This is a genomic window from Paracoccus onubensis, assembly GCF_003591515.1.
Taxonomy (GTDB): domain Bacteria; phylum Pseudomonadota; class Alphaproteobacteria; order Rhodobacterales; family Rhodobacteraceae; genus Paracoccus; species Paracoccus onubensis.
Map to the genome: position 1 here is coordinate 52,500 of NZ_QZCG01000006.1, position 19,918 is coordinate 72,417.

The 19,918-nt window shown below is 59.9% G+C and carries 21 protein-coding genes; 13 read left to right on the top strand and 8 right to left on the bottom strand.

Going from position 1 to position 19,918, the window contains the following annotated elements; all coding sequences use genetic code 11:
- Positions 1–11: 11 nt before the first annotated feature.
- Together D3P04_RS09750 and D3P04_RS09755 are read right to left on the bottom strand one after the other, a co-directional pair.
- Positions 12–932, bottom strand: a complete 921-nt coding sequence (locus D3P04_RS09750) for a nickel/cobalt transporter (protein ID WP_119748337.1) — start codon at positions 930–932, stop codon at positions 12–14.
- Positions 929–1,615, bottom strand: coding sequence for a DUF1007 family protein (locus D3P04_RS09755; protein ID WP_333473096.1), 687 nt, complete (start codon positions 1,613–1,615; stop codon positions 929–931). Before D3P04_RS09755 ends, D3P04_RS09750 begins: the two co-directional genes overlap by 4 nt.
- Positions 1,616–1,778: 163 nt before the next feature.
- Between D3P04_RS09755 and D3P04_RS09760 the strand changes: the two genes are divergently transcribed.
- Both D3P04_RS09760 and parE read left to right on the top strand, forming a co-directional pair.
- Entirely contained in the window at positions 1,779–2,438 is a 660-nt protein-coding gene (locus D3P04_RS09760; protein ID WP_119748341.1) for a glutathione S-transferase family protein, read from the top strand.
- Positions 2,439–2,650: 212 nt separating this feature from the next.
- Positions 2,651–4,612: a DNA topoisomerase IV subunit B gene (gene parE / locus D3P04_RS09765; RefSeq protein ID WP_119748343.1), complete on the top strand. Its 1,962-nt coding sequence runs from the start codon at positions 2,651–2,653 to the stop codon at positions 4,610–4,612.
- Positions 4,613–4,633: 21 nt separating this feature from the next.
- Here the strand turns inward: parE and D3P04_RS09770 are convergent, their stop codons facing one another.
- Positions 4,634–4,990: a Rieske (2Fe-2S) protein gene (locus D3P04_RS09770; protein WP_119748345.1), complete on the bottom strand. Its 357-nt coding sequence runs from the start codon at positions 4,988–4,990 to the stop codon at positions 4,634–4,636.
- Positions 4,991–5,080: 90 nt separating this feature from the next.
- Between D3P04_RS09770 and D3P04_RS09775 the strand changes: the two genes are divergently transcribed.
- Entirely contained in the window at positions 5,081–5,284 is a 204-nt protein-coding gene (locus D3P04_RS09775) for a dodecin family protein (protein WP_119748347.1), read from the top strand.
- Between the two features lie 64 nt (positions 5,285–5,348).
- On the opposite strand, the gene hppD is transcribed toward D3P04_RS09775, so the two are convergent.
- Positions 5,349–6,461: a 4-hydroxyphenylpyruvate dioxygenase gene (hppD, locus tag D3P04_RS09780; protein ID WP_119748349.1), complete on the bottom strand. Its 1,113-nt coding sequence runs from the start codon at positions 6,459–6,461 to the stop codon at positions 5,349–5,351.
- A 138-nt stretch (positions 6,462–6,599) separates the two neighbouring features.
- On the opposite strand from hppD, the gene D3P04_RS09785 reads away from it, so the two are divergent.
- Positions 6,600–7,061 (top strand): Lrp/AsnC family transcriptional regulator, encoded by a 462-nt coding sequence (locus D3P04_RS09785; RefSeq protein WP_119748351.1) that lies wholly within the window; start codon positions 6,600–6,602, stop codon positions 7,059–7,061.
- Here D3P04_RS09785 and D3P04_RS09790 read toward each other — a convergent pair.
- Positions 7,056–7,994, bottom strand: a complete 939-nt coding sequence (locus D3P04_RS09790; protein WP_119748353.1) for a LysR family transcriptional regulator — start codon at positions 7,992–7,994, stop codon at positions 7,056–7,058. The genes D3P04_RS09785 and D3P04_RS09790 overlap by 6 nt on opposite strands.
- 97 nt (positions 7,995–8,091) lie before the next feature.
- Here D3P04_RS09790 and D3P04_RS09795 point away from each other — a divergent pair, with 97 nt between their 5' ends.
- The 8 genes from D3P04_RS09795 to D3P04_RS09830 all read left to right on the top strand — a co-directional run bounded on the left by D3P04_RS09795 (position 8,092) and on the right by D3P04_RS09830 (position 16,886).
- Positions 8,092–9,099: a class 1 fructose-bisphosphatase gene (locus D3P04_RS09795; protein WP_119748355.1), complete on the top strand. Its 1,008-nt coding sequence runs from the start codon at positions 8,092–8,094 to the stop codon at positions 9,097–9,099.
- Between the two features lie 15 nt (positions 9,100–9,114).
- On the top strand, positions 9,115–9,987 hold the full coding sequence (locus D3P04_RS09800) for a phosphoribulokinase (RefSeq protein WP_119748357.1): 873 nt from the start codon (positions 9,115–9,117) through the stop codon (positions 9,985–9,987).
- A gap of 20 nt (positions 9,988–10,007) precedes the next feature.
- Complete coding sequence (gene tkt / locus D3P04_RS09805) at positions 10,008–11,999, top strand: transketolase (RefSeq protein WP_408634370.1); 1,992 nt, start codon at positions 10,008–10,010, stop codon at positions 11,997–11,999.
- Positions 11,999–13,078: a class II fructose-bisphosphate aldolase gene (gene fba / locus D3P04_RS09810; RefSeq protein ID WP_119748361.1), complete on the top strand. Its 1,080-nt coding sequence runs from the start codon at positions 11,999–12,001 to the stop codon at positions 13,076–13,078. Before tkt ends, fba begins: the two co-directional genes overlap by 1 nt.
- A gap of 23 nt (positions 13,079–13,101) precedes the next feature.
- Positions 13,102–14,568, top strand: coding sequence for a form I ribulose bisphosphate carboxylase large subunit (locus D3P04_RS09815; protein WP_119748363.1), 1,467 nt, complete (start codon positions 13,102–13,104; stop codon positions 14,566–14,568).
- An 83-nt stretch (positions 14,569–14,651) separates the two neighbouring features.
- On the top strand, positions 14,652–15,071 hold the full coding sequence (locus D3P04_RS09820; RefSeq protein ID WP_119748365.1) for a ribulose bisphosphate carboxylase small subunit: 420 nt from the start codon (positions 14,652–14,654) through the stop codon (positions 15,069–15,071).
- A 184-nt stretch (positions 15,072–15,255) separates the two neighbouring features.
- The gene (gene cbbX, locus D3P04_RS09825) at positions 15,256–16,188 is read left to right on the top strand and encodes a CbbX protein (protein WP_119748367.1); all 933 of its coding nucleotides are present in this window, start codon (positions 15,256–15,258) and stop codon (positions 16,186–16,188) included.
- The gene (locus D3P04_RS09830) at positions 16,185–16,886 is read left to right on the top strand and encodes an HAD-IA family hydrolase (RefSeq protein WP_119748368.1); all 702 of its coding nucleotides are present in this window, start codon (positions 16,185–16,187) and stop codon (positions 16,884–16,886) included. The genes cbbX and D3P04_RS09830 overlap by 4 nt, the downstream gene beginning before the upstream one ends.
- Before the next feature lie 21 nt (positions 16,887–16,907).
- Here D3P04_RS09830 and tpiA read toward each other — a convergent pair whose 3' ends face one another.
- The 3 genes from tpiA to D3P04_RS09845 form a co-directional block, all read right to left on the bottom strand.
- Positions 16,908–17,657 (bottom strand): triose-phosphate isomerase, encoded by a 750-nt coding sequence (gene tpiA, locus D3P04_RS09835; RefSeq protein WP_119748370.1) that lies wholly within the window; start codon positions 17,655–17,657, stop codon positions 16,908–16,910.
- 94 nt (positions 17,658–17,751) lie between these two features.
- The gene (locus D3P04_RS09840; protein ID WP_119748372.1) at positions 17,752–18,123 is read right to left on the bottom strand and encodes a HesB/IscA family protein; all 372 of its coding nucleotides are present in this window, start codon (positions 18,121–18,123) and stop codon (positions 17,752–17,754) included.
- A 164-nt stretch (positions 18,124–18,287) separates the two neighbouring features.
- Positions 18,288–18,644: an SUF system Fe-S cluster assembly protein gene (locus tag D3P04_RS09845; protein WP_119748374.1), complete on the bottom strand. Its 357-nt coding sequence runs from the start codon at positions 18,642–18,644 to the stop codon at positions 18,288–18,290.
- A 126-nt stretch (positions 18,645–18,770) separates the two neighbouring features.
- On the opposite strand from D3P04_RS09845, the gene tgt reads away from it, so the two are divergent.
- The gene (gene tgt, locus D3P04_RS09850; protein WP_119748376.1) at positions 18,771–19,901 is read left to right on the top strand and encodes a tRNA guanosine(34) transglycosylase Tgt; all 1,131 of its coding nucleotides are present in this window, start codon (positions 18,771–18,773) and stop codon (positions 19,899–19,901) included.
- The last annotated feature ends 17 nt before the right edge of the window (positions 19,902–19,918 follow it).

A 19,918-nucleotide genomic window follows, 5' to 3' on the forward strand; every position in this document is an offset into this window, starting at 1 on the left:
GCCAATTGACCTTAGCGCAACAAACTCAGGGCGACGAGCGCCACGACCAGTCCGGCGGCAAGCTGCATCATGCCGGGTAACCAGCGGCTCATGGTTCCAATGGCACCGGCGCCGGAAAAAAGCGCGAAACTTCCCTCGCGCGCCCATACCGAGAGACAGGCGACCAGCAATGTCACCGTCGCGGTTCCCAGCCCCATGGCGAATGCCCCGGCAATTCCGGTACCGAAAAAGCCCATCCGCCAGGTCAGCAGCAGCAGAAAGATCGCCCCTGTGCAGGGCCGGATGGCGATCCCCGCGATCAAAGCAAGCGCATCCCGCAGCGAGCGGGTTTCGGTGACCTGATCGATGCTGGGACCGTGAACATGGCCGCATCCGCAATCCGTATCGTGATCGTGGTCATGATGATGGCCGTGATCCTCCGCGCTGCGCCGGGCCCGGATCAATTGCCGCATTCCGCGCCATGCCAGCCAAATACCGACCAGCCCGATCATGACGGCACTGATATCGGCCATATGATCCTCGGACAGGCCGGTAAGCGCATCGCGGGACAGATCGAACAATGTCAGCCCGCCCCAGACCAGCAATATAGCGGTCAGGGCTTGCGCCAAAGAAGCCACAACGGAAATCCCCGCCAATCGTCCAAGCGGAACTTTTGCGCCATAGCCATATCCGCCGATCAGAACCTTGCCATGGCCGGGTCCGACAGCATGCAGGAAGCCGTAACCGAAACAGATCGCCATCAGCGAAAGACTGGCGCCCGGATCGCCCGCGCGCAGCCCGCGCAGCGCCCCGGCCATCATGGTCTGCGCCTCGCGCTGCCGCAGCGCGGCCCATTGTTCAAGGCCCGCCAGCCATCCGCTCTGCCACAGGAAGACCACGATTGCGGCGGTCAACAATCCGGTTACGGCGAGAATGCGGGCGGGCATCCTCATTCAGCCAGCCCGGTCCCGCAACGGATCCGGGCCTCATCCGCGCCTGCGGCACCGATATCGACCGTTACAAGATCCGCGTCGTCATTGGACGCATTGCTGCCCAGCAACGCCTCGACCGCTTGACGATAGGCCGCCGGGGCCGCGTTCGGATCGCCCGGGATCAACGTGATTTCACAATCGTCGCGCCCCTTGGCCTCGGGCGGTTCGGGAAGCGTGAAATGGACATAAAACTCAGGATCATATACCTGAATCGTTAATGATTTATCCGCAGGCAGAGGCGTGGAAAGCGGATGCAGGTGATAAGAGACAAGGCGTCCGTCACGATATTCAGCCGTAAAATCGCGCACGGGTTCCATCGCAACCGGCTGGCCATCGACCGAAGGATAAAGCCGGCCGTCGAAATCCGGTTCCCAATCGGCATCGAAACCCTGGATCATCTCGTTCTCCTCGGGTGTCAGAACGCCGTCACCATCCTGATCAAAGCTGAAATCCTCGATGATCAGCAGTGAATACAGCTCGTCATAAGCCCATTCGACGCCAAAAGACGTCAGTTCCCCTTTCTCGTTATAGATCAGATCAAGGCTGGCCTCGATATAGATATGCGGATGGGCCATGAGCGATTCTGGCACAAAGGTCAGGCAGGTGGCGACGAGAACAGGGCGGAACAAAGCGGGCAACCTCAATTCGGGTTCGATACCTGTTACTCATCCGCGCCATTCAATGCAAATGGCATCATGTGGCGCCCGCTTGGCGACCAAAGATCCTCGCTCGCCTTCATCATGAGCGGTTTTTCAGGTCGACACTGCCGACAATCCGATATCCTCTGGCACAAACAGGAGGAATGCCATGCTGAAAATCCACGGTGTCACCCGCTCCCGCGCGTCGCGTATCATCTGGCTGTGCCACGAGATCGGCATAGGGTTCGAACAAATCCCTGTGATCCAGGCTTATCGGCTGTCGGATCCCGATGCGGCGGATGCGCCGCTGAATACCCGGTCGCCGCAATTCATGGCGCTTTCGCCTGCAAGCGCCATACCGGTGATCGAGGATGGCCCGCTGGTCTTGCGGGAATCAATGGCCTGCAATCTCTATCTCGCGCGGAAATACGGTCAGCCCTATGGTCCCGCCGACGCACCGGAAGATGCGTTGATGATGCAATGGAGCTTTTACGCCGCAACAAGTATCGAACCCGATGCCCTGACATTGCTTTACGTCTATGGTCCCGGGAAAGCATTGTCATCCGGTGAGAAAGCATCTGTCGAGAATGCCGCCGAACGGCTGAAAAGACCCCTCGCTGTGGTCGATGAACACCTGTCGGGTCAAAACTATATGGTCGGAGGCCGATTCACGGTCGCCGATATCAATATGGCCGAGGTGCTGCGCTATGCCCAATGCTATGACCCGCTGATGGAGCAGTTTCCCGCCATGAACGCATGGCTGACCGAATGCCAGATCCGCCCGGCATTCCAGAAAATGTGGAAGACAAGACTAGCCGAGCCTGAATGAGGAATGCACTGGCCAAGAGCGTGCCGGATTCGGTCCCGGTCAACGCGCCGTATGGATGGCGGCCTTTCGGGTTATCGGGCAGTAAGACGCCGTGATGCCGCCCGCATATCCGCAACTGCTTGCGGACGACCCGCCCTGCCCTACAACCCCTTGCGCCGATACCCGCTGACATGAGATAGTAGGTAAAACACGACAAAAAACGAGCAGTCCGGATGGCCGACGATCTTCTTTCCACCGTTGATATGAATGCCGATGCCTATTCTGCCGCCTCCATCGAGGTGCTGGAGGGGCTTGAACCGGTGCGCAAGCGCCCGGGTATGTATATTGGTGGCACGGATGAACGCGCCCTGCATCATCTTGTGGCCGAGATCCTCGACAACTCGATGGATGAAGCCGTCGCGGGTCATGCCAGCCGGATCGAGGTCGAATTGCTCGCCGATTACAGCGTGACCATCCGGGATAACGGACGCGGGATCCCCATCGACCCGCACCCCAAATTTCCGGGCAAATCGGCGCTCGAGGTCATTCTGTGCACCTTGCATGCTGGCGGAAAGTTCTCGGGCGATTCCTACGAAACGTCGGGCGGGCTGCATGGCGTCGGCGCTTCGGTCGTCAATGCGCTGTCTGATTCCCTTGTGGTGCAGGTCGCCCGCAACCGCGAATTGTTCCAGCAAAGCTTTTCCCGGGGTGTGCCTCTGGGTCCGGTCGAAAAGCTGGGCGCGGCTCCGAATCGGCGGGGCACGACCACGACCTTCCACGCCGACGAAGAGATTTTCGGCCATCACCGTTTCAAGCCGGCGCGGCTGATCAAACTGGTGAAATCCAAAGCCTATCTGTTTTCAGGCGTCGAGATCCGCTGGAAATCCGAAATCGACGATGGCGAAACACCGCAAGAGGCGGTTTTTCATTTCCCCGGCGGTCTGGCGGATTATCTGGGCGAAACGCTGGAGGGCGCGACGACCTATGCCGACCGGCCCTTTTCGGGCAGTATGGATTTCAAACGCTTCAATGCGCCCGGCAAGGTCGATTGGGCGATCAACTGGACACCTTCGCGGGACGGATTCATCCAGTCCTATTGCAACACCGTTCCCACGCCCGAAGGCGGGACGCATGAGGCCGGGTTCTGGGCCGCGATCCTCAAGGGTATCCGCGCCTATGGCGAATTGGTGAACAACAAGAAGGCCGCCCAGATCACCCGCGAGGATTTGCTGACCGGGGGCTGCGCACTGGTGTCCTGCTTCATCCGCGAACCGGAATTTGTCGGCCAGACCAAGGATCGTCTGGCCACGACCGAAGCGCATAAACTGGTCGAGGGTGCGGTGCGCGACCATTTCGACAACTGGCTGGCGGCGGATACGAAATCGGCGGGCGCGATCCTCGATTTTCTTGTGCTGCGGGCCGAAGAGCGACTGCGGCGCAGGCAGGAAAAGGAAACCGCCCGCAAATCCGCGACCAAGAAGCTGCGGCTTCCGGGAAAGCTGGTCGATTGCTCGAATGCGGCGCGTGACGGGACCGAGCTGTTCATCGTCGAGGGTGACAGCGCCGGTGGCAGCGCCAAAATGGCGCGGGACCGCAAGACCCAGGCCCTTCTGCCCCTGCGCGGCAAGGTTCTGAACGTGCTGGGCGCGGCCTCGAACAAAATGAGCGCCAATCAGGAGATCGGCGATATCTGTCAGGCGCTTGGCGTCGGCATGGGCAGCAGGTTCAATATAGACGATCTGCGCTATGACAAGATCATCATCATGACCGATGCCGATGTGGACGGCGCACATATCGCAAGCCTGCTGATGACCTTCTTTTTCACCCAGATGCGCCCGCTGATCGACAAGGGGCATTTGTATCTGGCTTGCCCACCACTTTACCGGCTGACGCAGGGTGCGCATCGCGTCTATGTCGCCGACGATGCCGAGAAAGAGCGGATGCTGGCCAAGGGATTGGGCGGCAAAGGCAAGATTGACCTGCAACGCTTCAAGGGCCTTGGGGAAATGGACGCCAAGGATTTGCGCGATACCACGATGAACCCCGCGACGCGGCGCCTGATCCGCGTCAATATCGACGAGGATGCGGGCGGAGAAACCGGCGATCTGGTCGAGCGGCTGATGGGCAAGAAGCCGGAACTGCGTTTTCAGTATATTCAGGAAAACGCCCGTTTCGTGGAAGAGCTGGATATCTGACGCGGCTCGGGCCGGAGTCATTCACATCAGGGCGATGCGGATCTCTCCGCCGGAAATTTCGATGGGAATTGCGTCAAGACCGCAATCCGCGCCGTGAATCACCTGACCGCTGTGAATATCGAACTGCGCGCCATGTGCCGTGCATATCAGCTTCGCGCCATCCGCAGAAACAAGCTGTTCACCGCGATAGTTCAGCGGCAGATATTGATGCGGGCATGCATTGACATAAGCGCGCCAACCCTGCGCCGTGCGCAGCAACAGCACCGGAAAACCGCCCTTCCCGGTGGTGATGGTCAGGACGTTTACCGCGCCCGCCTCTGACTCGCGGCAGATAGGAGTGCCGGGCGCCGGGGCCGATGCGTAATCCGCCCAGCTCATACCGTTTCCCGCCCCTTTGGCAGGGGCCGGAACCCGGTGCTGACCGGGTACGTTGGTTTCTTACGATATCTCACAGGAAGGGAAAAAATCATGTCCATCGCACGTGTAACCGAAATTTCAGCTTCATCCCCCACCAGCTTCGAGGATGCCGTAACGCAAGGTATCAAGCGCGCGAACGATACCCTGCGCAATGTCAAAGGGGCATGGATCAAGGAACAAAGCGTTGACTGCGACAGTGGTCAGATCACCAGTTATCGCGTCAACATGATGGTGACTTTCGTTCTGGATGATTGATCTTGACGACTGATCCTGTCGCCGAAAACCGGCTCCGCCGGGTGATCCGGCGGGGCCTGCAATCTCAGCTTGCCGGTTCGGCATTCAGCACGCCACGGCGAATCTGATCCTCTTCGATGGATTCGAACAAGGCCCGGAAATTGCCCTCGCCAAAACCGTCATCGCCTTTACGTTGGATGAATTCGAAGAAAATCGGCCCGATCACGGTTTTCGAGAAAATCTGCAGCAGGATCCGGGTTTCGCCACCGCCGACCACGCCTTCGCCATCGATCAGGATCCCATGTTTCTTCATCCGTTCGATCGGCTCTTCATGGCCTTTCACCCGCTTGTGCGACATCTCGTAATAGACATCGGGCGGCCCCGGCATGAACTGCATTCCGGCATCCGAAATCCGATCCGTGCCAGCATAGATATCCTCGGTGGCGATGGCGATATGCTGGATACCCTCGCCCTTGTATTCGCGCAGATATTCCTCGATCTGGCTATGCTCGTCACTGGATTCGTTGATCGGAATGCGGATCTTGCCATCCGGTGAGGTCAGGGCGCGGCTGACAAGGCCGGTTTGCTTGCCCTTGATATCGAAATACTTGATTTCGCGGAAATTGAAGGTGTCGTGATAGAATTTGTACCAGGTATCCATATTGCCGCGAATGACATTATGGGTCAGATGGTCGAGATAATAGAAGCCGAACCCTTCCGGCGCCGGATCGACTTCGCCCAGCCAGTCGTAATCGGCGGTATAAGCGCTGCCGTCCTCACCATATCTGTCGATGAAATACAGCAGCGAACTGCCGATCCCAAGGACCGCAGGCGCTTCGATCGATTTGCCGCCGCCGGTATATTCCTTTGCCCCCAGATCAAGCGCACGTTTCAGTGCCGCCTGAGCATCAACGACGCGCCACGCCATGGCCGGAGCGCAGGGGCCATGCTCCTTGACGAAACCGGCCGCATGACTGCCCGGTTCGGCATTCAGCAGATAATTGATATCTCCTTGACGATAAAGGGTGATCTTTTTGCGCTTGTGCCTGGCGACGGGGATGAATCCCATCTGACGAAAAATGACATCCAGCTTTTCGGGCTCGGGATGGGCATATTCGACGAATTCGAAGCCGTCCGTGCCAGCGGGGTTCGCCTTGCTGATCGTGGCCTTGGGGGCGTTATGCGGGTACGGACCCATATCTTTTTCCTCCGATAACTGCGTGATATCGCCTTGACCCAAGGATGCCGCCGTAAGGATGCAATATGCTTGCAAACCCTGCCCCGATCACGGCAGTATTGCACGAAACATGCAAAATCAGCTTGAACTGCGCAGAAAATGAACCTGGACAGCTTTGACATCGCCATTCTTGCCGCATTGCAGCGCGACGGCGCGATGACCAATGCCGCTTTGTCCGAAGTGGTGAATCTGTCCGCCTCGCAATGTTCGCGCAGGCGGGCGGCACTGGAACAGGCTGGCGTGATCTCGGGCTATTCCGCACGGCTGAACGCGGCCAAGCTGGGCTATGGGATGCGAGCGATCATCCGGGTGAACCTGTCCAGCCACGGGCAGAGCAAAGAGGATGATTTTGCCCGTTTCGTCGCCAGTCATCCGCAGATTCGTTCGGCCTTTTCGGTTTCCGGGGATGCGGATTATGTGCTGGATGTGCGCACCCGCGATCTGGACGCGTTCGCCGAATTCGTACACCGGCAATTGCTGCCCCATCCGCAGGTCTCGCAAGTCCGGTCGGAAATCGTGTTGAAAACGCTTAAGGATGATCGGGGGATCGCGGTTTCATAGCCGTGCTTCCGTGTCCAGCGCAGGCAGAAATCGCGCCGCATTTTCAAGCAGCCATTCCCGCACCCGTTGTGCGACGATGGACAGGGGAACGTCGCGGGGAGTGATGACATACCAGGTCCGCAAGATCGGCAAACCAACCACGTTCAATGTGACCAACCGCTTCATCTGCAATTCATAAGCGACCGTATGGCCCGAGATAAGCGCAATCCCGAGACCGCTGATCACCGCCTGCTTGATCGTCTCGTTCGAACTCATTTCGATGGTCGCGGCCTGTTTCTTCTCGGCGACATCGCTCAGAAAGCGCTCGGCAAGGATGCGGGTGCCCGACCCCGGCTCGCGCATGACGAAACGTTCATCCACCAGATCGACGGGACGGATATCATTGCGCCCGGCCAGCGGATGATCCGGACGCGCGATCAGCACATGCGGATGCGGCGCAAGCGACCGCGCCCCGACCAGAGGTTCGCGTGGCGGGCGGCCCATGATACACAGATCATATTCCCCCCGCTCCAGCCCCTGCATGAGTTCGCTGCGATTGCCGATTTTCAGGGCAATCGTGACATCAGGCATATCCTGCGCCAGAAGCGCGACGATCTCGGGCGCGAAATATTTGCAGGTGGTCACGACGCCCAGCGTCAAATTGCCGCAGGTACCGGCATTCAACGCCTCCACCTCGGCCAGAGCACGGGTGATTGCCGCCTCTATCTGGTCATGCGCCCGTAGCATCGCATGACCCTGCGGGGTCAGTCCGCCCTCACGGGATTCGCGATCCACCAATGGCGTTCCGGATATTTCTTCTAGATTTTTCAATTGGATATGAACAGCCGGCGCAGTCAGGCTGATCGCCTTTGCAGCAGCGGTCACCGTGCCATGATCCGCCAATGCGCGCAGTGCGCGCAGCTGTTTGAGCGTGATCCGATCCAGCAGGGACATAATTTTTCTTTAGTATTAGAAAAGAATTTTAAAATTTATTATCACCCCGCGATGAAATAGCAAGGGCCTGTCGAACTTGAAAGGGGAGGTTCAGTCGATGGCCCGAATTCAGCAGATCGCCGGCGGCGCGATTCCTGCGCATCTCGAAACACCCGTCGCGGCAATGTGCCGGGTGGCAGCAGATCTGGCCGCTCGCATCGCGGCTGGCGGGTTAGAGGGGAATCTTGCTGAAAATGTCGGCGCGAATACCGACGGCGATACGCAAAAAGCGCTGGACGTGATCGCGGATGAGGCTTTCACCGCGGCCCTGCGTGGAACAGGCATTCGCTGGTATGCGTCGGAGGAACAGGAGAACGCGGTCGAGGTCGACGCGGAAGGCAAGCTGGCGATCGCCATCGACCCGCTGGACGGTTCCTCGAATATCGACGTGAATGTCTCGATCGGGACGATCTTCAGCATTCAGCCCGCCGAGGCCGACCCCGAAACCACTTTCCTGCGTCCGGGACATCACATCGAGGCTGCTGGATATTTCATCTATGGCCCGCAGACCGCATTGATGGTCAGCTTCGGCGACGGCATCCGCAAATTTATCCTGGATCGCGAAAAGAACGTATTTGTCGAGACCCCTGCATCCGGGTTGCCGCAATCCTGCAAGGTTCCTGAATTCGCCATCAACGCCTCGAATTACCGCCATTGGCCGCAGCCGATCCGGGCCTATATCGACGATTGTCTTGCCGGAACCAACGGGCCACGCGGCAAAAATTTCAACATGCGGTGGATTGCTTCTCTGGTGGCCGAAACGCATCGGATCATCACCCGGGGCGGAATTTTCCTTTATCCGGCAGATGCCCGCGACGGCTATCAAAGCGGTCGGCTGCGGCTGGTCTATGAATGCGCGCCGATCGCTTTCCTGATCGAGCAATCCGGCGGCAAGGCCACCAATGCGCTTACCTCCATCCTCGACCTGACTCCCGACAGCCTGCACGCCCGCACGCCATTCGTCTTTGGCACTCCCGACAAGGTCGAGCGTGTCGCCACTTATCACGACCTGCCCGAGCACGAGGTTTCGGCTCTGTTCGGCAATCGCGGGTTGTTCCGCGCCTGAATCAAGGGAAAATACATGTCCAGAAAACATCCCATCATCTCGGTCACCGGCTCATCCGGAGCAGGCACCACGACGGTCAAAAGCACCTTCGACCAGATCTTCCGCCGCGAAGGCATCAAGGCCGTCAGCATCGAGGGCGACGCTTTTCACCGCTTTGATCGTGCCGCGATGAAAGAAGAGCTTATCCGTCGTCAGGCAGGCGGAGATCAGACCTTCAGCCATTTCAGCTATGACGCCAATGAACTGGAAAAGCTGCAAGAGGTGTTCCGCGTCTATGGCAAGACCGGCAAGGGCGAAACCCGGCACTACGTTCATGACGAGGAAGAATCCGAACGTTATGGCAACCCTCCCGGCACCTTCACCGACTGGGCCCCTTTCGAGAACGGCTCTGACCTGCTGTTCTACGAGGGGCTGCACGGCGCGGTCGTCAACGACAATGTCAACCTGGCCAAGCTGGCGGATCTGAAAATCGGGGTTGTGCCGGTGATCAATCTGGAATGGATCCAGAAGATTCACCGCGACAAGGCCAGCCGCGGCTACACGACCGAGGCCGTGACCGACACGATCCTGCGCCGGATGCATGCTTATGTGCATTGCATCTGCCCGCAATTCACCGAGACGGATATCAATTTCCAACGGGTGCCCGTGGTCGATACCTCGAACCCATTCGTTGCCCGCTGGATACCGACGCCCGATGAAAGCCTTGTGGTGATCCGGTTCCGCAATCCGCGCGGAATCGATTTTCCCTATCTCACCTCGATGATTCAGGGCTCGTGGATGACCCGTGCCAACTCCATCGTCGTTCCCGGCCCCAAGGTGGATCTGGCGATGCAACTGATCCTGACGCCGATGATCCTGCGCCTGCGCGACGAATCCCGCCGCGCCTGAAGGAGGAAAAGATGAACCAGATGACCCCGATAGATACCGCGCTGGAAGCTCGCATGGCGAATGCCATCCGCGCGCTTGCCATGGATGCCGTCGAGGCGGCGAAATCCGGTCATCCCGGCGCACCGATGGGAATGGCCGATGTGGCGGCGGTGCTGTTCAACCGCTTCATGCGGGTAGATCCGACCACGCATGATTGGCCCGACCGCGACCGTTTCGTGATGTCGGCGGGTCATGGCTCGATGCTGGTTTATGCGATCAACCACATGCTGGGCTATGACGATATGGGCATGGACCAGATCCGCGCCTTCCGGCAGATGGGATCGCGTACGGCGGGACATCCCGAATATGGCCACGCCAAGGGAATCGAGACGACGACCGGCCCGCTGGGTCAGGGCATCACCACCGCGGTCGGGATGGCATTGGCCGAGCGTATGGCCAATGCCCGCTGGGGCGACGATCTGGTCGATCACCACACCTATGTGATCGCGGGTGATGGCTGTCTGATGGAGGGTATCAGCCACGAGGCCATCGACCTTGCCGGGCATCTGCGTCTTGGTCGCCTGATCGTGCTATGGGACGATAATGGCATCACCATCGACGGCAATACCGACCTGTCGACCTCGACCGACCAGAAGGCGCGGTTTGCCGCTGCCGGCTGGCATGTGCAGCAGGTAGATGGTCATGACCGAGAGGCCGTGGCGGCGGCAATCGAGGCGGCCCGTGCAGATGACCGCCCATCGATGATTGCCTGCAAGACCGTGATCGGCTTTGGCGCACCGAACAAGCAAGGCAGCCATTCGGTTCACGGCGCCCCTCTTGGCGCCGAAGAGATCGCGGCCGCGCGCGAGGCGCTTGACTGGCCATATGAGCCCTTTTTCCTGCCTGATGATGTGCTGAACGGCTGGGCGGCAATTGCGTCGCACGGTGCAGAAGCACGGGCCAACTGGACAGCGCGGCTTGACTCGTCGAAAAACCGGAACGAATTCATGGCGGCACAGGGGCAGCCGAACGAAGCCGCCCTTCGCTCGGCCATAGGGGAATATTGCCACAAGCTGGTGGCCGAGCGTCCCAAGGTCGCGACCCGCAAATCCAGCGAGATGGCGCTTGAGATCGTCAACGCCACCCTGCCCAACACCATCGGCGGCAGCGCCGATCTGACCGGCTCGAACAATACCCTGACCAAGGGGATGCAGCCGATCCGTTCCGGCGACTATTCCGGGCGCTATATCCATTACGGCATCCGCGAACATGCAATGGCGGCGGTGATGAACGGAATCGCGCTGCATGGCGGTTTCATTCCTTATGGCGGCACCTTCCTGGCCTTCGCCGATTATTCCCGTCCCGCGATCCGGCTGGGTGCATTGATGGGAGTCAGGGTGATCCATGTGATGACCCATGACAGTATCGGGCTTGGCGAAGACGGCCCCACCCATCAGCCGGTCGAACATCTGGCGGCGCTTCGTGCGATCCCCAATCTGCAGGTTTTTCGCCCCGCCGACGCGGTCGAAACCGCAGAAGCCTGGGAAATCGCTCTGCTCAGCGAAAGCACGCCCTCGGTCCTCTGTCTGTCACGGCAGAACCTGCCCGCCGTGCGTACCGAAGATGAGGGCGAGAATCGCAGCCTGCGCGGCGCCTATGTCCTGCGCAGCACGCCGGCGCCCCGCGACGTCACGCTGATCGCGACCGGCTCCGAGGTCGAGATCGCACTTGCAGCCGCCGATCTGCTGCGGGAACAGCGCATCGACGCCGCCGTCATCTCGGCTCCCTGTTTCGAACTCTTCGCCGCACAGGACCGCGCGTATCGGCAAGGCGTACTTTGCGACGCGCCACGCATCGGGATCGAGGCCGCTATTCGTCAGGGCTGGGATCTGATGCTGCGTCCGGAAGACGGTTTCATCGGCATGACCGGTTTCGGCGCATCCGCCCCCTCCCCCGAGCTTTACCGCCATTTCGACATCACCCCCGAGGCTGTCGCGGCCTTGGCCCGCCAACTCATCGAAGGAAAGAAATAATGGCGCTCATCACCCTGAGACAGCTTCTGGATCACGCAGCCGAGCATGATTATGGCGTGCCCGCCTTCAACATCAACAATATGGAGCAAGGTCTGGCGATCATGCGGGCTGCACAGGGCTGCGACGCGCCGGTGATCCTTCAGGCAAGCCGGGGCGCCCGGTCCTATGCGGGCGATGTGATGCTGCGGCACATGGTTCAGGCTTTGGCCGAGATGTATCCCGACAATCATATCGTCCTGCATCAGGATCACGGCAATAACGACGCCACCTGCCTGTCCGCCATCCGCCACGGTTTCACCAGCGTGATGATGGACGGCTCGCTGGAAGAGGACATGAAAACCCCGGCGTCCTATGAATATAATGTCGAGATCACCGCCCGTGTCACCCGAGCCGCCCATGCGGTTGGCGCCTCGGTCGAGGGGGAACTGGGTGTGCTGGGTTCGCTTGAAACCGGAGAAGCGGCCGCCGAGGATGGCTCGGGCGCGGAAGGCAAGCTGGATCACAGCCAGCTTCTGACCGATCCCGATCAAGCGCTCGATTTCGTCTCCGCGACCCAATGCGATGCTCTGGCCATTGCCTGCGGCACCAGCCACGGCGCCTATAAATTCACCCGCAAGCCCGATGGCGATATCCTTGCCATGCATGTGATCGAGGCGATCCATAAACGCCTGCCCGATACCCATCTGGTCATGCATGGCTCCAGCAGCGTGCCACAGCATCTGCAGGACCTCATCAACGCGTCGGGCGGAGAGATGCCGCAGACCTACGGCGTCCCGGTCGAAGAAATCGAGCGTGGCATCCGTCACGGTGTCCGCAAGGTGAATATCGACACCGATTGCCGCATGGCGATGACCGGGCAGTTCCGCAAGATCGCAAGTGAGAAACCGACGGAATTCGATCCACGCAAGTTCCTGATCCCAGCCATGAATGAGCTGGAAAGCCTGTGCCGCGACCGTTTCGAACGGTTCGGCACAGCCGGGAAGACAAACGGCATCAAACCGATCCCGATGGACGACATGGCCAGGCGCTATGCCTCGGGTGCTCTCGCCCCGCGCATTGCCGCCGCCAAAGCCGCCTGAAGACATTTAGAGAGGAGACGACCATGAACGATCTATCCGACGCAAAAACGGTCACCGGCGCAAAGCGCTATTCCGCTGGCGTGATGAAATATGCCCAGATGGGCTATTGGGAGCCCGATTACACGCCAAAAGACACGGATGTCATTGCACTGTTCCGCATTACCCCACAGGACGGCGTGGATGCGATCGAGGCGGCGGCGGCAGTTGCGGGCGAAAGTTCGACCGCGACATGGACCGTGGTCTGGACCGACCGGCTGACTGCTTGCGAGAAATATCGCGCCAAAGCCTATCGCGTCGATCCGGTACCGAACAGTCAGGGCGAGTTTTTCGCCTATATCGCCTATGATCTTGACCTGTTCGAGCCGGGCTCGATTGCCAACCTGACCGCTTCGATCATTGGCAATGTCTTTGGTTTCAAACCACTCAAGGCGCTCCGCCTGGAAGACATGCGCCTGCCGGTCGCTTATGTGAAAACCTTTCAGGGGCCCGCAACCGGCATCGTCGTCGAACGCGAGCGCCTGAACTGCTATGGCCGCCCGCTTCTGGGCGCGACGGTCAAGCCGAAGCTGGGCCTGTCGGGCCGCAATTACGGGCGCGTCGTCTACGAGGCGCTGCGGGGTGGGCTGGATTTCACCAAGGATGACGAGAATATCAACAGCCAGGCCTTCATGCATTGGCGCGACCGCTTCCTGTATTGCATGGAGGCCGTCAACCGCGCCTCTGCCGCAACGGGCGAGGTCAAGGGCACCTATCTGAACATAACCGCCGGCACCATGGAAGAGATGTATGAGCGGGCCGAATTCGCCAAGCAGCTTGGCTCGGTCGTCATCATGATCGATCTGGTCATCGGCTATACCGCGATCCAGTCGATGGCAAAATGGGCGCGGGCGAATGACATGATCCTGCACCTGCACCGCGCGGGCCATTCGACCTATACGCGGCAACGCAGCCACGGCGTCAGCTTCCGGGTCATCGCCAAATGGATGCGCCTTGCCGGTGTGGATCATCTGCATGCGGGCACGGTCGTCGGCAAGCTGGAAGGGGACCCCGCAACGACCAGGGGTTACTACGATATCTTCCGCGAGGAATTTAACCCCATGGCACTGGAGAACGGTATCTTCTTCGATCAGGACTGGGCCTCGCTGAACAAGATGATGCCGGTCGCATCGGGCGGCATCCATGCCGGGCAGATGCATCAGCTTCTGACCTATCTGGGCGAGGATGTGGTGCTGCAATTCGGCGGCGGCACCATCGGCCACCCGCATGGCATCGCCGCAGGCGCAACGGCCAACCGGGTCGCGCTGGAAGCCATGGTGTTCGCCCGCAACGCGGGCCGCGACATCTGGAACGAGGGCGAGGACATCCTGCGCGACGCTGCCAGGACCTGCACGCCGCTGAAACAGGCCCTGGATACCTGGAAGGATGTGACCTTCGATTACGCTTCGACCGACGCGCCCGATTTTGCGCCGACGCCCGAAGTCTCGATGTAACCCGCTGAACGATCAGTTTCACGCGCAGGGTCCGCAAAGCCGAAACCGGAATTGCACCACGCGCTTCGCGAAGGAGAATGAACATGCGTCTCACACAGGGACAATTCAGCTTTCTGCCCGATCTTTCGGATGACGATATCCGGGTTCAGGCGCAATATGCCATCGATAACGGCTGGGCGGTTTCGGTCGAATATACCGACGACCCGCATCCCCGGAACACCTATTGGGAAATGTGGGGACATCCGATGTTCGACAACCCGGACGCCGCCGCTGTGGTCTTTGAAGTCAATGAATGCCGCAAGGAACATGGCGGCAAATATATCCGGGTGATCGCATTCGACGCCTCGCCCGGATGGGAATCGATCCGGATGAGCTTCATCGTCAACCGCCCGAAAGACGAGCCGGGATTCCGCGTCGTCCGACAGGAGGTCGATGGCCGGGCCATCCGCTACGCCATCGAAAGCTACGCTGTCCGGGAGCCCGAGGGACAACGCTACGCCTGATCGTCCCGGCGTCCCGCGAAGCCGGAGAGGGCTGTCTGCCCTCCCCGGACCCCTCCCGAAGGTATTTGGGCAAAGAAGAAGTTATGAGTTCGGGCAGGTTCCGCTTCGAACTCATCCGGTTTCGGGCGGCGGTTTCCCCCTGCCGTCGCCCGAATTGATCCCTTTTCTCTGCAAGAGGTCCGTGATGAACGATCAAAACGATATCGAGAAACCCACCACGGTCGATCTGGCCGCCGCCTTCGAGGAAAGCGGCGTGCGCGACATCCTGCAGGAACTGGATGAAACCATGATCGGCCTTGCGCCGGTCAAGCAGCGCATTCGTGAAACCGCCGCGCTTCTGCTGGTGGACCGGGCGCGGCAGCAGATGGGATTGAGCAGCGAGACCCCGACCCTGCATATGAGCTTTACCGGCAATCCCGGTACCGGCAAGACCACCGTAGCCCTGAAAATGGCCGATCTGCTGCATCGTCTGGGCTATGTGCGCAAAGGCCATCTGGTCACCGTCACCCGTGACGATCTGGTGGGGCAATATATCGGCCATACCGCGCCAAAGACCAAGGAGGTTCTGAAGAAGGCGATGGGCGGCGTCTTGTTCATCGATGAAGCCTATTACCTTTACCGGCCGGAAAATGAACGGGATTACGGGCAGGAAGCCATCGAGATCCTGTTGCAGGTGATGGAAAACAACCGCGACGATCTGGTTGTGATCATGGCCGGCTATGCTGACCGGATGGACCGTTTCTTCAACGCCAACCCCGGCTTTCGGTCACGTATGGCACATCACATCGAGTTTCCCGATTATACCGACGCGGAACTGGACCAGATCGCCGCAGTGATGCTGAACGGATTGGGGTATCGCTTTGATCAAGGCGGGGAAAAGGCCATGGCTGAATATATCCGGCTACGTCGCGCCCAGCCGCATTTCGCCAATGCCCGCTCGGTCCGCAATGCCCTGGATCGGGCGCGGCTGCGGCAGGCGAACCGGCTGTTCAACGAGGCCAAGGGGCCACTGGATGCCCGGGCGCTATCAACCATCTCGGAACCGGATATCAGGATGAGCCGGGTCTTTCAGGGCGGGTTGGATGTGGATCGCAAGCCCGTCGCCGGCGCGGCATGACGCTGCGCGCCCTGATCTTCGATGTGGATGGCACGCTGGCCGAAACCGAAGAAGCGCATCGCCACGCCTTTAACGAGGCTTTCGCCACGGCAGGCCTGGACTGGCACTGGTCAGTCGCCGATTATACCCGTCTTCTGGGCACGACCGGGGGAAAGGAACGGATCCGCCGCTACCGTGACGAAATCGGCGCGACGCTACCCCTGGACGACCAGATTGCCGCGCTGCATTCCGACAAAACCGCGCGCTATGCGAGGAGTTTGCAAGGCGGAGCGCTGGAACTGCGCCCCGGTATCCGGGACCTGATCGATACAGGCCGCAAGGCCGGATTGAAAATCGCCGTCGCCACGACCACCAACCGCCGCAATGTGGAGGCATTATGCCTGAATTGCTGGAGGACAAGTGCGGAGCTTCTATTCGATGCGATCGCCGCGGGGGATGAGGTTGCGGAAAAGAAACCATCCCCGGATGTTTATCTGCTTGCGCTTGCCCGGCTTGGCGTTGAGGCCACACAGGCGATCGCCTTCGAGGACAGTCTCCCGGGCCTGGATGCGGCTTTGGCTGCGGGATTGCGTTGCATGGTGACACCCTCAGCTTATACGAGACATCAGGATTTCAGCGATGCCACCTTGCGCGCCCATGATCTGACCCGGGCGGAACTGCCCGAATCGCTTGCATATCTGTTTGAAAATCAGTCCTGATTCCAACAGGCCAGAACCAGTTCAACCAGCCGCTTCCAGCGCGGCGACGATTCCACCGAAATCCGCCGCCTTCAGGCTCGCGCCACCGACCAGGGCACCGTCGACATTCGGAATGGCAAATATCTCCGCGGCATTCGCGGGCTTGACACTGCCGCCGTAAAGCAGCCGCAGATTGACGGCATCGCCTGTGCGCCCGTCAAGTTGTCCCCGGATGAAGCCATGCACTTCGGCTATCTGCTCATTGGTCGGCGTGCGGCCCGTCCCGATCGCCCAGACCGGTTCATAGGCGATGACGGTATTCGCGGAATCGCTTCTTTCGGGCAGCGATCCGGCGATCTGCTCGCCGATCACGGACAGGGTTTCGCCCGCATCTCGCTGTGCCTCGGTTTCGCCCACACAAATTATCGCGATCAACCCCGCCTGATGCGCGGCAGCAGCCTTGGCGGCCACATCGGCATTCGTCTCGCCATGGTCCGCGCGCCTTTCGGAATGGCCAAGGATCACGTATTCCGCGCCGGCATCCCGCAACTGCACTGCCGAGATATCGCCCGTATGCGCCCCGGATTCCTTCGCATGGCAATCCTGTCCGCCCACCGTCAGGGCATGGGCCTGCGCGCTTGCCGCCATCGGATGAATGAGCAGGGCCGGAGGGCAGATCAGCATATCGCAACCCGGGTCCGGATGCGCCTTGCAAAGCTGGTCGATCTCGGACAGCGACGCCAGATCGCCATTCATCTTCCAGTTTCCTGCAGCCAGTTTGCGCGGTGCCATATGATCCTCCTATCCGTTTCTGGCCCCGGATTAAGGATAATGGCGTCCCGGCGCAATCGTCATAGCGCCGGTATCAGCCGGAATAACGAAGAGATTACAGTTCGGCGCGACTGCCTTCCAAAGGCTCGAACCGGACCGACTCCCCACAACCGCAACTGTCGGTAACATTCGGATTGCGGAATTTGAAGCCGGATTCCAGCAGACCGGTTTCATAATCGATTTCGGTTCCGAACAGGAACATCTGTGCCATGGGCGCGATCATCACCCGCGCCCCGCCCTGTTCAACGACCTCTTCGTTGGTATTGGGCGTATCGGCCAATTCCATCGTATATTCCATGCCCGCGCATCCGCCCTTTTTCAGGCCGATCCGCAAACCATAAGCGTTCTTGCCCGCCATCAGCCGGGCGATCTGCTTCTCGGCGGCGGGCGTGATCGTGACCGGAGATGATCCGGGAATGCCAAACATGATCGAACCTTCCTGACTCGGTTACTCCAAAGATAGGCCCCCTGCCCGCTCATCTCAAGATCCCACGAGCAGCTTCTCTTTTGCGGCAATACCTTCGGGGGAGTCGCCCGGAACGGGCGGCGGGGGCGGACAGCCCCCTTTTTCACGAGCTGAACGGCGGAAAATCACATGAAGCCAAGTTCCAGCCGCGCTTCGTCGGACATCATGTCCATGCCCCATTGCGGCTGAAAGGTCATCTCGACATCAACCTGCTTGACTCCCGGCAAAGGCTCTACCGCGTCGGCCACCCAACCCGGCATTTCACCTGCGACCGGACAGCCCGGCGCGGTCAGGGTCATGATGATCCGGACGTCGTTCGAGTCGTTGATATCAACCGTATAGATCAGCCCCAGATCATAGATATTCACCGGGATCTCGGGGTCATAAACGGTCTTGCAGGCCTCGACCACCGAGTCATATAGCGGGTGATCGGTGCTTGAGGGCGCGATCAGCGGCTCTCCTTCCATCATCGATTCTGTCATATCGCGTTCCTGTCAATTTCACTTGGATATATAGGGTACCGGAAGGCGTGGGTCCAGTCCGGCCAGCGTTGCCTCTGCCAGGTAAACGGGCTATGGGCATGCGGTTCCATGAGCAGGCCCAAGAACATGTCCGACCGATTTTCCTTTGCCGTGAACGCCCGTGACGGACAGGCGCGCACGGGTGTCCTCCAGACAATGCGGGGCGATATCCGCACGCCTGCCTTCATGCCCGTGGGAACTGCCGCGACCGTCAAGGCGATGCTGCCGGAATCGGTGCGTGAGACCGGCGCGGATATTCTGCTGGGAAATACCTATCATCTGATGCTGCGACCGGGCGCCGAGCGGATCGCGCGATTTGGCGGGCTTCACGATTTCATGAACTGGCAGCACCCCATCCTGACCGATTCGGGCGGCTTTCAGGTGATGAGCCTTGGCCCCCTGCGAAAACTGACCGAGGAAGGCGTGACCTTTGCCAGTCATATCGATGGTTCCCGCCACGAATTGACGCCCGAGCGCAGCATGGAAATCCAGCGGTTGCTTGGCTCGGATATCGTCATGGCCTTCGATGAATGTCCCGCCCTGCCCGCGACCGAGGAAAGCGTGGCGGATTCCATGCGCCGCTCGATGAGATGGGCGCAGCGGTCCCGCGACGCTTTCGGAGATCGACCGGGCCATGCGCTGTTCGGCATCATGCAGGGCGGCGTCACCCGCGAATTGCGCGAGGAATCGGCGCAGGCCCTGACCGGGATCGGCTTCGACGGCTATGCCATCGGCGGGCTTGCCGTGGGTGAGGGGCAAGAGGCGATGTTCGGTGTTCTGGATTACGCCCCCGGCCTGTTGCCGCAGGACAAGCCGCGCTATCTGATGGGTGTGGGCAAACCGGATGATATCGTGGGGGCCGTTCAACGCGGGGTCGACATGATGGATTGTGTCCTGCCCTCGCGTTCGGGACGGACCGGGCAGGCATGGACGCGGCGCGGACAGCTCAATATCAAGAATGCCCGGCATCAGGACGACCCGCGCCCATTGGATGAAGACTGCACCTGCCCTGCCTGCCGCAGCTATTCCCGTGCCTATCTGCACCATGTCTTCCGCGCCGGAGAGATGATTTCGGGCATGCTGCTGACATGGCACAACCTGCATTATTATCAGGATCTCATGGGCGGTCTGCGCGATGCAATCAGCCAGGGACGACTGAATGATTTCATCGCGGATTTCCACGCGATGCGCGCGGGGGGCGATATCCCCCCGCTTTGATCATGATCGCTTTCCGT

Excerpts from the sequence above, each read along its gene's own strand:
- D3P04_RS09790 (WP_119748353.1), bottom strand. The coding sequence starts at position 7,994 with ATGTCCCTGCTGGATCGGATCACGCTCAAACAGCTGCGCGCACTGCGC.
- parE (WP_119748343.1), top strand. The coding sequence starts at position 2,651 with ATGGCCGACGATCTTCTTTCCACCGTTGATATGAATGCCGATGCCTAT.
- D3P04_RS09775 (WP_119748347.1), top strand. The coding sequence starts at position 5,081 with ATGTCCATCGCACGTGTAACCGAAATTTCAGCTTCATCCCCCACCAGC.
- hppD (WP_119748349.1), bottom strand. The coding sequence starts at position 6,461 with ATGGGTCCGTACCCGCATAACGCCCCCAAGGCCACGATCAGCAAGGCG.
- D3P04_RS09795 (WP_119748355.1), top strand. The coding sequence starts at position 8,092 with ATGGCCCGAATTCAGCAGATCGCCGGCGGCGCGATTCCTGCGCATCTC.
- D3P04_RS09840 (WP_119748372.1), bottom strand. The coding sequence starts at position 18,123 with ATGTTTGGCATTCCCGGATCATCTCCGGTCACGATCACGCCCGCCGCC.
- D3P04_RS09845 (WP_119748374.1), bottom strand. The coding sequence starts at position 18,644 with ATGACAGAATCGATGATGGAAGGAGAGCCGCTGATCGCGCCCTCAAGC.
- tkt (WP_408634370.1), top strand. The coding sequence starts at position 10,008 with ATGACCCCGATAGATACCGCGCTGGAAGCTCGCATGGCGAATGCCATC.
- D3P04_RS09800 (WP_119748357.1), top strand. The coding sequence starts at position 9,115 with ATGTCCAGAAAACATCCCATCATCTCGGTCACCGGCTCATCCGGAGCA.
- tpiA (WP_119748370.1), bottom strand. The coding sequence starts at position 17,657 with ATGGCACCGCGCAAACTGGCTGCAGGAAACTGGAAGATGAATGGCGAT.
- cbbX (WP_119748367.1), top strand. The coding sequence starts at position 15,256 with ATGAACGATCAAAACGATATCGAGAAACCCACCACGGTCGATCTGGCC.
- D3P04_RS09815 (WP_119748363.1), top strand. The coding sequence starts at position 13,102 with ATGAACGATCTATCCGACGCAAAAACGGTCACCGGCGCAAAGCGCTAT.
- D3P04_RS09785 (WP_119748351.1), top strand. The coding sequence starts at position 6,600 with ATGAACCTGGACAGCTTTGACATCGCCATTCTTGCCGCATTGCAGCGC.
- fba (WP_119748361.1), top strand. The coding sequence starts at position 11,999 with ATGGCGCTCATCACCCTGAGACAGCTTCTGGATCACGCAGCCGAGCAT.
- D3P04_RS09830 (WP_119748368.1), top strand. The coding sequence starts at position 16,185 with ATGACGCTGCGCGCCCTGATCTTCGATGTGGATGGCACGCTGGCCGAA.
- D3P04_RS09760 (WP_119748341.1), top strand. The coding sequence starts at position 1,779 with ATGCTGAAAATCCACGGTGTCACCCGCTCCCGCGCGTCGCGTATCATC.
- D3P04_RS09770 (WP_119748345.1), bottom strand. The coding sequence starts at position 4,990 with ATGAGCTGGGCGGATTACGCATCGGCCCCGGCGCCCGGCACTCCTATC.
- D3P04_RS09820 (WP_119748365.1), top strand. The coding sequence starts at position 14,652 with ATGCGTCTCACACAGGGACAATTCAGCTTTCTGCCCGATCTTTCGGAT.
- tgt (WP_119748376.1), top strand. The coding sequence starts at position 18,771 with ATGTCCGACCGATTTTCCTTTGCCGTGAACGCCCGTGACGGACAGGCG.
- D3P04_RS09750 (WP_119748337.1), bottom strand. The coding sequence starts at position 932 with ATGAGGATGCCCGCCCGCATTCTCGCCGTAACCGGATTGTTGACCGCC.